Raw genomic sequence first — 14868 nt, 5'->3', positions numbered from 1 at the left:
ATAGTCAGTAATTCTAACTATTTTATTCTAGAATATGAGAGTGATTCTATATCAGGGGGTGAGATTATGGGAATTTGGTTGGTTATTTTGTTGTTCCTCTCCATATTCTTCATCATCATTTCGACAGTCAGATGGAAATTACATCCTTTCCTGGCCCTGCTATTCGCTGCATTTGGATTCGGTTTGCTTTCAGGAATGAAGCTACCTGATATAATTTCTTCCATTACCGGGGGATTCGGAGGCACAGTAGGAGCAATAGGAATTGTCATCGTCGCCGGAACGATTATAGGAACCTTTCTTGAAAAATCCGGCGGTGCTTATACAATGGCCGAAAGCGTCCTGAAAGTAACCGGGAAAAAGAATGTCCCGCTTGCTATGGGCATCATAGGTTATATAGTCTCTATACCGGTCTTCTGCGACTCTGGCTTTGTTATTCTCAGTCCGCTGAATAAGGCACTCACAAAGCGAGCCGGTATATCCCTTGCTGCCAGTGCGATTGCGCTCAGTCTAGGTCTCTACGCGACTCACACGATGGTTCCACCAACACCTGGACCGATAGCAGCAGCAGGAATACTTGGAGCGGATTTAGGAGTGGTAATACTCTGGGGACTTTTAGTATCAATTCCAGCACTACTAGTAGGGTGGCTTTTTGCCGTGAGAGCAGGGAAAAGGATAAAGATCGATCCAGAACCCGAGCTTACAGAAGAAAATATAGCTGCAAAAATGAAAGAGGCACCCAGCGCTTCTAAAGCTTTCCTTCCAATAGTTGTTCCCATAATTCTCATTCTACTAAAATCCATTTCCGATTTTCCAACAAGACCTTTTGGCGATGGCGCCTTCAGGCAGTTAATCGGCTTTATCGGACATCCAGTAACCGCATTGATGATCGGTATACTCATTGCATTCACCCTGCCAAAAAAACTGGATAAAGAAATGCTTTCCACATCCGGTTGGGTAGGAGAAGCTCTGGTGAATGCCGCTATTATAATCATGATCACTGCTGCGGGCGGTGCCTTTGGTAAAGTTCTCCAAAATTCTGGAATAGCTAAAGTCATAGGAGATACCCTTGCAAGAGCCAATCTTGGCATATGGCTGCCTTTCATAATCGCTGCCGGTATCAAGACGGCACAGGGATCTTCTACGGTTTCTATCATCACAACGGCATCGCTGATGGCACCACTTATGGAACCTCTTGGATTTACCTCAACGGTAGCTAAAGCACTTGTCGTTGTAGCAATCGGTGCTGGTTCCATGGTTGTTTCACACGCTAACGATAGTTATTTCTGGGTTGTTACCCAGTTCTCACGTATGGATGTTAAACTTGGTTATAGGTTGCAAACCCTGGGCACCCTGCTTGAAGGGTTGACGGCTGCGGTGCTGGTATGGATAATAAGCCTTGGAGTTTTATAATTGGAGGCGAAAAGCTTGTCAGATCTCAGAAATGACGCTTTAGATATCATTGATTATTCCATTAAGGCTGTTCTTCCTGACAACGCGGTAAAAGAAGCGATAAAAAAGAGAAAACTCCCGGATAAAATAGTTCTTGTAGCAATTGGAAAAGCCGCCTGGCGGATGGCAAAAGCCGCTCATGAAATTGTTGGCGATAAAATCAAATCTGGCGTTGTAATCACAAAATACCATCACAGCCAGGGGAAAATCGGAGATTTGAAGATATTTGAAGCAGGGCACCCTGTCCCCGATGAAAATACTATAAAAGCCAGCAGTGAAGCTCTCAAAATGGTCTCAAATCTTTCTCCGGAAGACACCGTCCTATTTCTTGTTTCGGGAGGCGGTTCCGCATTATTTGAGGTTCCTCAGGAAGGTGTAACCCTTGAAGATCTGACAGGCGTAACAAACCAGCTTTTAAGATCAGGTGCAGATATAGTTGAAATAAATACAATAAGAAAACGATTGTCGGCGGTTAAAGGGGGGCGCTTTGCCCTCCTTTGCAAGCCGGCAAAAGTTTTGGCGCTGGTTCTCTCAGACGTTTTAGGTGATAGATTGGATAGCATAGCTTCCGGTCCGGCATACCCTGATTCAACCACATGGGAAGATGCCATAAGAATCATTCAAAAGTACGGTATTCAACTACGTCCAGAACTTCTCAAAGTATTGAAAAACGAAACCCCGAAATCTCTTGACAATGTTGAAACAGAGATAATAGGCAGCGTATCCAGAGTATGTGAAGTAGCTGCAGAAAGGGCAAAAATGCTCGGTTACGAACCTATGATTTTCACCACAACGCTTGACTGTGAAGCACGGGAAGCCGGAAGCTTCATAGCGGCGATAATACGCGAGGTCGTTACCAGCAGTCGCCCCTTAAAGAAACCCTGTGCATTAATTTTCGGTGGAGAAACGGTGGTTCACGTCCGCGGTAATGGAAAAGGTGGAAGAAACCAAGAGTTAGCACTGGCAGCAGCAACAAAAATAGAGGGATTAAGAGAAGTGGTTATCGCCTCGGTAGGTACTGACGGGACTGATGGACCAACGGATGCAGCTGGTGGGATCGCTGATGGAAATACAGCCCAAAAACTCAAGAAAAAAGGAATAAATATCGAAAGCGCTCTTGCCAACAATGACTCCTATCACGCTCTCGATGCTGTTGGCAGCTTAATAAAAACAGGCCCTACAGGTACTAATGTCAATGACCTCATAATCGCTCTTTGCAAATAATACAAGATATAAGGAGTAGAGAATTGAAAAATAAAGGAACATACGAAGTTTACGTTGATGGAAGTTTTTTCAACGATTGTGTTAGTTATGCAGCTGTAATCCTGAAAGATGGGGAACTTCAAAAAACCATAAAAGGAGTCGTCAAAGAAGAAGACTTTATAAGCTCCAGACAAGTCGGTGGAGAGCTTATGGCTGTAATGAAAGCACTCGAGTGGTGTAAAGAAAACAAAATTACTTCCATAACTCTCTATTACGATTATATTGGAATAAAAGCATGGGTTACAGGCGAATGGAAAGCAAAGAAACCTCTGACAAGATTTTATGCTGATTATGTAAAAAAAAGCGGTATAAAAATATACTGGAAAAAAGTTAAGAGCCACAGTGGGAATTATTGGAATGACTATGTAGACAAACTTGCGAAAAAAAGTGCTCTGGAAGTGTGATCATTTTTTGTTGTAGAAACCCTGTTCCCATAGATCTATGACAGAATGATTTATAACATGGTACCTCAAATTTCTTCCTGAAAATATCGCAGCGGCAAAAGCCCCCTCACCTTCTTTCATACCTGGAAGGAGTAGTTCGATTCGTCCAACCTTTCTTTTTCTCCTATATTCACTCACAATCTCTTTCAGCGTAGATACAATCTGTTCATCTATCGGAATTTTTTCAACATTCAGTACAGCAATAATATAAAAGTCATATGGCTGATCTTTAGATGTTTCCGCAATCTTCAATATCCTATACGGTAGAACAGTGTCTTTTCCACCCAAAATAAAAACAATAAAGAAAACCACGGCTAAAACCGCCATCACACCAAGAATGAGATAAAAATTTCTAACTCCGGAACTGTTATCAACCTCTCTAAAAGTGGGTGAAACTCCAGAATCTGACTTGTTATCAACTACCCTTAACCTTTTTTCCAGTATTTTTCCTTTTATTCTTACCCACTCTTGCTTAGCAATTTTAACGGCTGATTCTCCAAACTCTACTTTAATAAGATTCATGGTTTCATCGTAGGAGTATCCACTCTTAATAAACCACTTAACCGCTTTCCTAAACTCTTCTGGTTTGTTCTTCGGTGGGAGATTTCCCACTTTCTTCACCTGCTTCCATGAGGTTATTTAACCTTTTACGAAGCATTTCAAGTTCTTTGAAAATACTCCCAGGCCCTTCTATTTTTATGTTTTTCTGATTTATCACCCATTTCACAAATTCAAGAAGGTCATAAAAAAAGACCTTATTCCGTTCTTCGTTGAGTTTAACAATTGCGTATTTTACACAATTGTTTTCAATAATATTCCTCACATCTAACACCAACGGTTTAGCAAAACTTTTTCCGATAAGTTGGAGCTGTTTTATCTCGCCAAGATTCAGAATAACCGCGTCCTCTGAAGACTCGAATATTCCCAAAACTTTCTTTTTATAGAAGGCATACGCACAAAATAGCTCGCGAGATCCATCTTTTAGTCTTACTTTCAACATCTTTCTCTGGTTTATCGCCTGTTCTATTAACAGGATACATTTATCGATTTCTCGGAAAGATTTCTTTTCTAAAGATGCAAATAAAACGGGAAGTTCAAAGGGAACAACATACCTGTATCCCTTTTCTTTCCGCGAGTAAACAACAGGCGCTCCAAGAACATTTCTCAAATAGTGTACTTCACGCTCAGCCTGCCTTATAGAAATTCCGAATCTATTTGCAAAATCCTTCAGCGAAGGATACTTCCCTTCACTGATCATCCTGTGCAACCATAAAATACGGGAATTTTCGGGCATTATCACTCCTCCCGATTTAATATTAACATTAAACCCATACGAACTACTCCTTACTGACACACTTTCAATCAATTCTCTGAATGAGATAAACGCTCTCAGTAACACTGTATCAAAATTATTAGCGATAAATGAAAAACACCGGGAGATATTATCTTCCCGGTGCTTTGATCAATTTTAATAGAGAATATTCCTGTTTTTTCTCGAGCTTTTACACCGCTTCATATTTCCGCTGGAGTTCTTCCACAGCCTGCATTTCAGGGAAATACTCCGATTCGAACAAACAACCCGTGTAGTAAAACTCTTCCTGCCCACCAAACAATGGCCCAATTACAGCGGAGCTCAACATGGAGAAGAACATAACGAAAGCCGGAAGCGGATCTTTAGAGTCCCACACATCGTCCATCATGCCCTTTCGGCTACCAAAAAATCCTTTCAATTTTTTGAATTTTCCTTTGAACAACACAGCAAAAAACCATCCAACCTCCAGGTATCCCGTATATGATCCTGTGCCCGTTTTCGCCTTAATAGGCTTCACACTGTCAGGATCCATCAAAAGATCAACATATAGTTTCGGAAAGTCTATACCGCTGGCGTACCCTACATAAAGTCCCGGGCTCATTCTTGGATTCACATCAGTTATGAAGTAGGTGTCTCTTTTTTCGTCATAAAGAAAATCTGCACAGATGAAACCGGTGTAATCAATCTCCTCTACTATTTTCTCAACATAATCGGTAATCTCTGGTATGTCATAACTTATACGATAAGTACCAAATCCCCCAGCCTCCGGGTATTCCCTAATATTTTTGTATATCACATTGGCTATGAGCTTACCGTTGTAAGCGATCCCCGTTGTGCAGTACTGAACACGAGGTAAAGGTTCTTGAACCAGATATTCTGAAGCGTTTAATTTACCTGAAAGCTTCTTGAGTTCATTGAAATCCTTTACAAATCTGATTCCGAGAGCACCTCTATTTCTTCTTGGTTTGATTATTACAGGAAAATCCCATTCAGTGGGTTCAAAATCTCTAAACAACACTGTTTTAGGAGAAGGGATTTCGATTTTTTCTGCAAGTCTGGAAACACTGTATTTGTCATGAAGAAACGCTACTTTTGAAAAATCTGCTACCAGCAATTTCACCTTTCCCTCAAACCGATCCTTATAGTAGGAAATAACAAAAGCGTCTTCAAATCCTGGTAATAAAACGTCTATCTTGTGTTCTTCTACAATTTTCAAAATAAAATTGATGAACTCTTCTGATTGCCTGCTTACATAAGGATAGATAAAAGACTTTTTCACATACCTGGAATAAAGTCCACCAGCGCTCTTAACACTATCAGCCGCGTACACTTCATGCCCTTCCTTGTGTAACAACCTGATCGTATTCAAAGCATACATCATTCGTGCACAGGTAACGAGAACCCTTGCCAAAAAAATCACCTCGCCTTCTTAAAGCAACATTCTATACAAATTCTGACATACTACGCAACGATTATAATGTTAAAATCGATTGCAATGTGCTTGTTGTTATAAATTCACATCGTTTTAAGCTAATAATATCACATCAAACAGATTTAAAAAAAAGACTGCAGGTGATTTTATGAAAGGTATCATATTTGACCTCTTTGGAACACTTATAGACAGCGAAAGGCTCTTTTACCCCATCTCATTAACGATAGCTCAGGAAACCTCTCTAGATGTTCTTGAAATTGAAAATGCTTTTAAAAAGTTCTACCACGAGTTCTTCTCAGGATACCATCTGAAGGAGTTCAAGCCGGAGACAGCTTACTATGAGCAGTTACTCAGTAAAATAAAAAAGAGATTTCGTCTTGCTCGCGAGGTACAATATTATCTGAATTTCATGTTCACTTCTTTTGGACAGTTCAAAGCATATCATGACGTTGAGGTGCTCAAAGAGTTATTTGAAAGTTACACCATATGCATACTGACAAACGCGGACAATGTCTTTGCCGTCAAGGCCGTTGAGAAAAATTCCATTCCACACCATTTTTTGATCACTTCTGAAACAGCGCAAGCATATAAACCATCCAGAAAAATTTTTGAGTTCGCGCTGAAGAAAATGAGATCGGAGAAAACGGATGTCGTGTTTGTCGGAGATAATCCTGAAGTTGACATCGTCGGCGCGTTAAATGCTGGTATTAAGGCGTTCCTTATCGACAGAAAGGCCGAACCCCACGACAGGCATTCAGAAACTCTCCGTTTGTCAAATCTTTTTGAGTTACGAAGCCTACTTAAGGATTAATAATTCGAAAACTCATGGTATAATTTCGAGAAGAGAAAAGGAGGTGAAAATATGGAATTATACAGTAGTGAGAGTGATTTACCGCCATGAACTGGAAGTGAGGGCAAGAGCTCACCCTCCTCAGGCCTCGCATCGTAGTCAACAATCCTAACAAAACGAGGCAAAGGAGAGGAAAATTATGATTAGATATTTCATAACCGAAAAAAGAGAATTGAAAGAACTCAGCGAGTTTCGTGAAAAATCGTGGGTTTATGTGGTTTCACCTGATTCTTCGGACATCGAAGTGCTCTCAAAATTCGGCATAGACGAAGATTTTGTTTGGGACGCGTTAGACCCCGAAGAGAGAGCGAGATTCGAACAGGACGAAGATATAATATATGTTATTGCAAAAGTTCCCTATTACGATGAGAAAGACCCAGAGGTTCCATACAAAACACTTCCGATCGGCGTAGCCATCACGCCTACCGCTTTTGTAACTATTTGTCTGAATGACAACGAGATTTTCAAAGATTTCTTCCAGAACAAAATAAAGGATTTCTCTACCAAAAAACGGAACAGATTCCTGTTGAGAATATTTGAGGTCGCTGTTATCTACTACCTCAGATATTTGAAAGAGATTAGAAAGAGATCTAACGACATCGAGAAAGAACTTCACCGTTCTACAAGAAATAAGGAACTTGTAGCTATGTTGAACCTCGAAAAGTCCCTTGTATATTTCACAACCTCACTGCGTTCCAACGAGCTCATGTTTGAAAAACTCAAAATGGCGAGTATTCTCACACTCTACGAAGATGATGAAGACCTTTTTGAAGACATAATCATAGACAACCGTCAGGCCATAGAAATGGCGAAGATTTATAGCGACATCCTCAGCGGAATGATGGATGCCTTCGCTTCAGTCATATCGAATAACCTGAATGTTGTAATGAAGGTGTTGACCATAGTCACTCTGGTCCTCCAGATACCAATGCTCACAGCATCCATGTGGGGAATGAACATAAAACTACCGCTCAGTGGTAACGATTATGCTTTCGCCATAACAATGGGAATTTCCGCGGTTGCCGCGGTGATATTTGGCTTTACGCTCTTTAAAATAAAGTGGTTCAAATAGACTGCTGTTTTAAGAGTTTAAGCTTGAACACTAGAACCACTGAAAGCAAGCATAAAAGCGATACACTCATGATAGCGTTGGGAAGAAGCCCCAAAACCGACCACAAAAAAGCCATCATAATAGAAAGTATTGTGGTGGCTTTTTTGTTTTCTTTTGTGAGTGAGAAGAGCTTATCGTAAAAATGATCCCTATCCCCTTCAAAGGGAGACTTTCCGGCAATAATCCTCCGTAAGAAACCAGCTGATAGATCAAGTAACGGCAACCATACCACCGCTAAAACCGGTATAAATGATTCAGTACCGTAACTGTTTAAAAGCATCATTCCCATAAACGCACCGGCTATATAAGAACCCTGATCACCAAGGAATATCTTCGCTGGAGGAAAGTTCCAGACGAAAAAACCAAAAAAAGTCCCGGCAAAAGCAAGCAAAAGTGGATGTAACTGAAACACTATAACAAGAACCAGCGCAGATACAACAACCACTCCGCTGCAAACACCATCCATCCCATCTATCATGTTGAAGGCATTTACCACAGCCGCAAACAGGAAAGCAAGAAACAGAGATTCAAAAAAAGAGTTGTTTAGATAATAGAGAGAAAATAAAAAACCTGCTAAAAGTTCAATCATTAACCTTAAAGACGGATTCAATCCTTTAACATCATCTATAAACCCTATCGCCCAGAGTGAAACAACAACAACCATATAACCCGGTTCATGGATCAGCCAAGGGATAAGGCTCAAAAGTATGGCTGTACCCCCGGTATAGGGAATAGCTGTTTCATGAGGTTTGAGTTTCCCGGCAGGTTTATCTAAAAATCCAAATTTTATTCCAATATGCCTGAAGACAAAAGTCATGAAGATGGACAGTGAACAAGCTAATAAAAATTCCATGGCCTTCACCCTGCAAATTCTATTGCTTTTTTTAGCGTTTCGACAACGTATTCTTGTTCTTCAAGGGTTAAAGCGTTGAAAAAAGGAATCGCAAGAGTTCTTTTGGATACTTTTTCAGTAATTTCAAAGGTACCGGGTTCATATCCAAACTGCTCTCTATAGAAGGGTTGCAAATGTACGGGCTTGAAATATTCACGACATTGCACGCCGTTTTTCTGAAGGTATTCCCTTACCTTATTTCTATCGATTTCGGGAGCAAGTTTAACAACGTAAACAAACCAGCTCTTCCTGCTGACGTAACTATCCACAAAGGGAGTTTCGATTCCGTCAACATTCTTCAGTAGCTCATTGTACCTTTTTGCTACCAATTCTCTTTTTTCCAGAATTTCCTCTATACGCTTCATTTGCTCCACACCTATCGCAGCGGAAACTTCGTCAAGCCGGTAATTATAACCAATTCTAACGTGTTCAAGCCAGTTTTCGTTCTCTCCCCTGCCCTGATTTCTCATGCTTTTCACGAGTTTTGCTATTTCGGGATCGTCCGTTACAACTATCCCGCCTTCACCGGTGGTTATCTGTTTGTTGGGATAGAAAGCAAAAGTCCCGGCTGCCCCGAAGCTACCTATCCTTTTCCCTTTGTATTCACTTCCAAGGGCTTCACATGAATCCTCAACTATCTGTATACCCCATTTAGCAGCAACCTCATTTATTCCATCCCAGTCGAGAGGATGACCAAAAATATCAACAGCAACGAAAAACCTTGGTTTGAAAGGTGAGTATTTGACTTTGGAAGTTTTGAACCCCTTCCTGTGGTACCTTTCAATGGCTTCTTTAAAGGTTTTTGGCGTTACATTGAAAGTTTTTTCGTCGATATCGGCAAAAACAGGGATTGCTCCTTCAAAAAGCGCTACATTTGCGGACGAAATAAAAGTGAAAGGACTGGTTATAACGAAATCTCCAGGTTTGACACCAAGAGCTTTCAAAGCTAGATGGAGTGCACTTGTTCCGCTGTTTACAGCTATCCCATAGGTCCTTTCGCTGTAATTCGCGACGAGTTTTTCAAACTCAACTACCTTTTTTCCTATTGATAAAATCCCAGATTTCATTACCTCTGTTACAGCATCAATTTCTTTCTGGGTTATATCGGGTCTGGCAAGGGGAACAAACATATAATCTGCTCCTTTCAAAAAACTTTTTACAGAACCTACTCACTACTTTTTCTCTTTTCTCAAACCGAGTTCCGGTATTTCAACTTTCACCCTGGCTATCGCGTCTGGTACATATTGCTGAATTATTTTGTTGATTTCAGATATATCGTGCTCTTTTATTGTTATACTCATTTTATCTATAAAAGCCTTCAATTCCTCTCCTTCCATGAATTCCCTGTCATCTTTGAGCCTGAAGATCTTTGGATGGGGTGTTTTATCAAATTTTTCAGAATCCAGTGATAATTCCTCAAAAAGCTTCTCTCCCGGTCTTGCACCTATATATTCTATTTTTATCTCCTGATCCGGAACATAACCAGCAAGGGTTATCATATCTCTTGCTAAATCAGATATCTTCACAGGTTTTCCCATATCCAGGACAAAGACATCACCGTTTTTTGCGTATGCCCCGGCCTGCATAACGAGAGAGACTGCTTCGGGGATGGTCATGAAATATCGCGTCATTCTTGGATCTGTTACCGTAACAGGACCACCATTTTCTATTTGCTTTTTGAACTTCGGAACAACGCTCCCCCTGCTTCCAAGGACATTTCCAAATCGTACAATGCCGATGCGCATCTTCGAATAACGCGCTATTGACTTCAAAATCTGCTCGGCAAGTCTTTTCGAAACACCCATTATTGAAGATGGCCTGACAGCCTTATCGGTGGAAATCATCACGAACCTTTCACATCCATATTTTTCAGCTATGGATGCCAGGATATAAGTTCCAAGTGTATTTACCCTGAAGGCTTCTGTCGGATTTTCCTCCATTATCGGTACATGTTTATGAGCAGCGGCATGAAAAATAATCTCGGGCTTAAAGGTGGCTATTATAAATTCCATCCTGTCTTTATCCTGAACGTCTCCTATTACTCTATGAACCTTTAGATCTGGATATTTTTCCTTTAATTCTTCCTCTATATTGTGAATGCTGTTTTCACCTTTTCCGAGAATGATGAGAGCTTTCGGTTCCAAATACGCTATTTGGCGGCAAAGCTCGCTGCCTATACTTCCCCCTGCACCAGTTACAAGAACACGTTTTCCGGTTATATAGCCTCTCAAAGATTTCTTATCTATTTCAACAGGTTCACGTCCAAGTAAATCCTCTATATTTATGTCCCTGAGATACCCCAATCGCGCTTTCCTATCTATGATCTCGGTTAGCCCGGGAAGCGTTTGAACCCGAACTTTATTCCTATCGATTCTGTACATTATCCTTCTCATTTGATCGGATGTAGCCGAAGGAATAGCAATTATAACCCTGTTTATCTGGTATTTATCGACTATTTGCATTATCTCTTCCGTTGTACCAAGAACAGGAATTCCACGTATTCTTTTCTTTTGCTTTCTCGGTGAATCATCCACAAATCCTACGACTCTCCCGTATTCGGGATGCCGTGTTATTTCATCAACCAGCGTTGTTCCAGCATCTCCGGCACCCACAATGAGAATTCTATCCAGAGACTTCCCGGAACGCTCTATCTTCAGGAACAGATACGTCAACCAGAATATTCTGGACCAGATTATCAAAAAAGTTGCCCCAATAAACGTCATCGTCGCTACCGTGAAAGGAACGGTGAACACATCCATGCCAGCAAGAAGCATTAATCTTCCAAAAGCAAACCCCGCAGCATAACCAATAAAAGCTCCCCGTAGAATCACCCAGTAATCACGAAAGGAGGAATAACTCCACGCGATGGAATAAACACCGTTGAATATCATCGAGAGCAAGATAAAGAAGCTGAAAAAAAGACCATTTTGAAAGAAATGAGGTTCGTTCAAAGAAAACAAACCGTATCTAAAATACATACCAAGGGCATAAGAGGCGTAGATAAGCAAAAAATCAACGCCGGTAAGAATGATAAACCTTGTGAAATTTCTGATTTTTTCCCTCTCCAAAATCTCCACTCCTTTTCTGGTTATATTTTAACATCTCCAACTATCATGTATTCATGTATTTTTCATGGGGACATCTTTCTTCAAATGAAGAAATTTATTACAGCCTTTTCCCAGAAAGACGAAAAAAACGAAGTTTCTCAATAACAATCTTTAAAGATTAATCAAGATTAAAATCATGACCGCAGTTTTTGCAAAATCGCACGTCTTTATCAACCAATTTGTAGCACAAAGAGCAAACCTTTTTATTCTCAAAAGAAGCCCCACATTTGACACATCTGAAGGCATCCGGTGGATTCTCAGCGTCGCATTCGTGGCATCGAACATATTTCCTCAGCGCGGTATAACGGCGATGTTCATAACGCTCTCTATCACGCTTTTTTTCAACCTTCTCAGAACTTTCCTTTTTTTCTTGGGGTACCTCCTTCTTAGGAAATAATCTGGAAATACTTCTTCCGATTTTCACAAGAATAAAGCCTGAAAAAAACAACAAAAAGAAATTTGGAAAAGCGTAATACATCGTTGGAACGAAAAAACTCATCATAGCGATAACAAGCATCAAAGTCCCAACCAGGGTAAAGATTCCCCCAATTATCTTTACAATTATCTTTATCATCTTTCCAACCTGAAAGTCGTCCGGTGAACTAATGCTACTCATAACAGCACCCCCACAGGAACATATCCTGCTTTACGCCTGGCATCATGTTCCGCACTTATCATATCACAACCACAGTGTTGTCTAATGCGTTTTTACTGCAATGGCAATTTGATAAAATAACCCATGAAAGGTGGTGCTTTCATGGGTTTCAAACAATTGGGAAGTACGGGTGAAGAGATTCCCGCTATAGGATTGGGAACATGGGAAATAGGCGGCAGGGAAACCCCAGATTATTCGCGGGACAAAGAAAACATTAAAATTCTTCAGGCTGCGATTGAGATGGGATATACACACATCGACACGGCAGAGTATTATGGTGGTGGGCACACCGAAGAACTCATAGGAGAAGCAATAAAAACCTTTGACAGGAGTAAACTTTTCATAACATCAAAAGTCTGGCCAACTCACCTCTCAAAAGAAGAGCTTCCGAAAGCCCTTAAAGGATCTCTAAAAAGATTGGGGACAGATTACATCGATTTATATCTGATCCACTGGCCAGTTCCTGATATGGACCTAAAAGAAACCCTGACCACAATGGCAGAACTGTCAAAAGCCGGATATATAAGATACATAGGAGTTTCAAATTTTGACGTGGCACTATTAAAGAAATCGCTGCTCATTTCTCCTGTCCCGATTGTCTGTAACCAGGTTCTTTATAACCTTGAAGACCGAGAACCAGAAAACGAGCTTTTACCCTTCTGTCAGGAAAACGGTATTACCCTTACAGCATATACACCACTTAAAAAAGGAAGCCTTTCAAAACATACAGAAAAAGTGCTTAAAAAAATCGCTAAAAAACATAACGCTACAATCTACCAGATTATGCTTTCATGGCTAATTTCAAAAGACAACGTCATTGCAATCCCCCGCTCCACAAATATTCAACATCTAAAAGAAAATCTCGAAGCCGCTGACATTATCCTTGAACCTGATGATCTCCAATTACTGGATTAATTTTCCTAAATTGGTTATGCGTTGAAAAGCCCTGACCGAGAAAAAGGATTCTTTTATTGGGAATGTAAACTCCGAGTAATATAATCGGAATTAGTCTTTGTTAAAATTTAAGTGAAACAAATCACAAACATGGAGGTGTTAATATGCCTGATATGAAATTCAAGATTTCAGCAGTGTCGGATAACCCCGCGCGAGTAACTGTTAATGCAAGAAATTTCACAATGATAGTCGATGAACCACCTCAGCTCGGAGGGACAGATCAGGGAGCTAACCCCGTTGAATACGTCCTTGCTGCTCTTGCCGGATGTTTGAATGTTGTAGGACATCTTGTAGCAAAAGAAATGGGAATAGAAATCCGGAATCTTTCCATAGAAATTTCCGGAGTTCTTGATCCAGCTAAATTCATGGGAAAACCAACCGAAGAAAGAGCCGGCTACAAAAAGATCGATGTTGTCATGAAAGTTGATACAGATGCAGACGAAGACACTTTGAAGAAATGGCTTGAAACCATCGAACAACGCTGTCCCGTCTCAGACAACCTCCAGAATCCAACACCGGTGAATATTACGGTTGAAGCCAGCAGGTAAGCGCTCTTGATAAACACGAGAATCGAGATCCGAGATCCGGTAGCTGCTACGCAGCCGAGGCTTGCTACGCTGTCAGTTGATGGAGCGACACGAACCGCAAGCGGTTGTTACGAACTCCTGCGGAGTTGTCTCGAACCACTTCGTGGTTGTTGCGAACTGCTACGCAGTTGATAGAGCTGGCAAATTGACCGTATGAATGTCATCCTGAACTCGATTCAGGATCTACTGTTCTTGATTTCTCGGATTCTCGGGTCTCGGACTCACGGATTTTATACAGCATGCTGTGCCCCTACTTTATTATTCACCAAACACCCTAACCCGTTATCATGAATCCCCCACCCGTCATTCTGAATACCCCCACCCGTTATCCTGAACTCGATTCAGGATAACGTTCTTAAGAGAAAACAAGATTCTGGATAAGACATTTCCAAAATGACAGTCTGTGCAGCAGATTCTGCGATTAAACATTTCCAGAATGACAGCTTTTTTCAACCACGCAGTGGTTATCGAGTAGGAGGGGGGAATCCCCCCGTCCTCTCACAGAACCGTGCGTACGGGCCAACGTACACGGCTCATGGATTGAGTATCGGATTCTCCGACGGTGGTTAAGTACCATCATATTACCTCCGCATGGCCTTCAGAATAAGTCGCATATAACAGAATCGGTTTCTTCTTCCACACAGGCATCGGTTTTCTACCCCTTTCGAGGAATATGCCCAACCCTATAATGGATTACTTGCCTGCCCCAGCCATTTCAGACCACCGTCGGCATTTCAGCCTCCGTTACGAGCTCCTGTTATACTCGCTTCCCTTTGTGCCATTTCCTCAATCCTTCCCCCCTTCGCAAGTAAC

At 41.1% G+C, this 14868-nt stretch carries 14 protein-coding genes; 7 read left to right on the top strand and 7 right to left on the bottom strand.

The features are described 5' to 3' along the window. Positions 1–66: 66 nt before the first annotated feature. The 3 genes from KOLE_RS08950 to KOLE_RS08940 are packed head-to-tail and all read left to right on the top strand — an operon-like array spanning position 67 to position 3116. Entirely contained in the window at positions 67–1410 is a 1344-nt protein-coding gene (locus tag KOLE_RS08950; RefSeq protein ID WP_015869098.1) for a GntP family permease, read from the top strand. Between the two features lie 15 nt (positions 1411–1425). After that, complete coding sequence (locus KOLE_RS08945; RefSeq protein WP_015869097.1) at positions 1426–2673, top strand: glycerate kinase type-2 family protein; 1248 nt, start codon at positions 1426–1428, stop codon at positions 2671–2673. Between the two features lie 23 nt (positions 2674–2696). Beyond that, a complete protein-coding gene (locus KOLE_RS08940; protein WP_015869096.1) occupies positions 2697–3116 on the top strand; it encodes an RNase H family protein in 420 nt (139 codons plus the stop codon). Here the strand turns inward: KOLE_RS08940 and KOLE_RS08935 are convergent, their stop codons facing one another. From KOLE_RS08935 to KOLE_RS08925, 3 genes are all read right to left on the bottom strand, one after another. Beyond that, positions 3117–3767 (bottom strand): hypothetical protein, encoded by a 651-nt coding sequence (locus KOLE_RS08935; RefSeq protein ID WP_015869095.1) that lies wholly within the window; start codon positions 3765–3767, stop codon positions 3117–3119. It lies immediately after the preceding gene. Then, entirely contained in the window at positions 3727–4449 is a 723-nt protein-coding gene (locus tag KOLE_RS08930; protein ID WP_015869094.1) for a hypothetical protein, read from the bottom strand. Before KOLE_RS08930 ends, KOLE_RS08935 begins: the two co-directional genes overlap by 41 nt. Before the next feature lie 208 nt (positions 4450–4657). Further along, positions 4658–5878, bottom strand: coding sequence for a carboxylate--amine ligase (locus tag KOLE_RS08925; RefSeq protein ID WP_235599803.1), 1221 nt, complete (start codon positions 5876–5878; stop codon positions 4658–4660). A gap of 169 nt (positions 5879–6047) precedes the next feature. On the opposite strand from KOLE_RS08925, the gene KOLE_RS08920 reads away from it, so the two are divergent. Together KOLE_RS08920 and KOLE_RS08915 are read left to right on the top strand one after the other, a co-directional pair. Then, complete coding sequence (locus tag KOLE_RS08920) at positions 6048–6710, top strand: HAD family hydrolase (protein ID WP_015869092.1); 663 nt, start codon at positions 6048–6050, stop codon at positions 6708–6710. A 178-nt stretch (positions 6711–6888) separates the two neighbouring features. After that, a complete protein-coding gene (locus KOLE_RS08915; RefSeq protein WP_015869091.1) occupies positions 6889–7821 on the top strand; it encodes a magnesium transporter CorA family protein in 933 nt (310 codons plus the stop codon). On the opposite strand, the gene KOLE_RS08910 is transcribed toward KOLE_RS08915, so the two are convergent. From KOLE_RS08910 to KOLE_RS08895, 4 genes are all read right to left on the bottom strand, one after another. Next, positions 7814–8713: a glycosyltransferase family 4 protein gene (locus KOLE_RS08910; RefSeq protein ID WP_015869090.1), complete on the bottom strand. Its 900-nt coding sequence runs from the start codon at positions 8711–8713 to the stop codon at positions 7814–7816. The genes KOLE_RS08915 and KOLE_RS08910 overlap by 8 nt on opposite strands. Before the next feature lie 5 nt (positions 8714–8718). Further along, on the bottom strand, positions 8719–9882 hold the full coding sequence (locus KOLE_RS08905) for a DegT/DnrJ/EryC1/StrS family aminotransferase (RefSeq protein WP_015869089.1): 1164 nt from the start codon (positions 9880–9882) through the stop codon (positions 8719–8721). A gap of 42 nt (positions 9883–9924) precedes the next feature. Then, a complete protein-coding gene (locus KOLE_RS08900) occupies positions 9925–11829 on the bottom strand; it encodes a polysaccharide biosynthesis protein (protein WP_420170095.1) in 1905 nt (634 codons plus the stop codon). 148 nt (positions 11830–11977) lie between these two features. Continuing rightward, positions 11978–12475 carry a zinc ribbon domain-containing protein gene (locus KOLE_RS08895; RefSeq protein WP_015869087.1) on the bottom strand — a complete coding sequence of 166 codons (498 nt, stop codon included), beginning with the start codon at positions 12473–12475 and terminating at the stop codon, positions 11978–11980. A 141-nt stretch (positions 12476–12616) separates the two neighbouring features. Between KOLE_RS08895 and KOLE_RS08890 the strand changes: the two genes are divergently transcribed. Both KOLE_RS08890 and KOLE_RS08885 read left to right on the top strand, forming a co-directional pair. Beyond that, positions 12617–13429, top strand: coding sequence for an aldo/keto reductase (locus tag KOLE_RS08890; RefSeq protein ID WP_015869086.1), 813 nt, complete (start codon positions 12617–12619; stop codon positions 13427–13429). Between the two features lie 143 nt (positions 13430–13572). Further along, positions 13573–14016 carry an OsmC family protein gene (locus KOLE_RS08885; protein WP_015869085.1) on the top strand — a complete coding sequence of 148 codons (444 nt, stop codon included), beginning with the start codon at positions 13573–13575 and terminating at the stop codon, positions 14014–14016. Positions 14017–14868: the final 852 nt, after the last annotated feature.

This window comes from Kosmotoga olearia TBF 19.5.1, from assembly GCF_000023325.1.
Taxonomy (GTDB): domain Bacteria; phylum Thermotogota; class Thermotogae; order Petrotogales; family Kosmotogaceae; genus Kosmotoga; species Kosmotoga olearia.
Note: the sequence above shows the minus strand (reverse complement) of the source record. Positions and strands in the feature narration are given on the sequence as shown.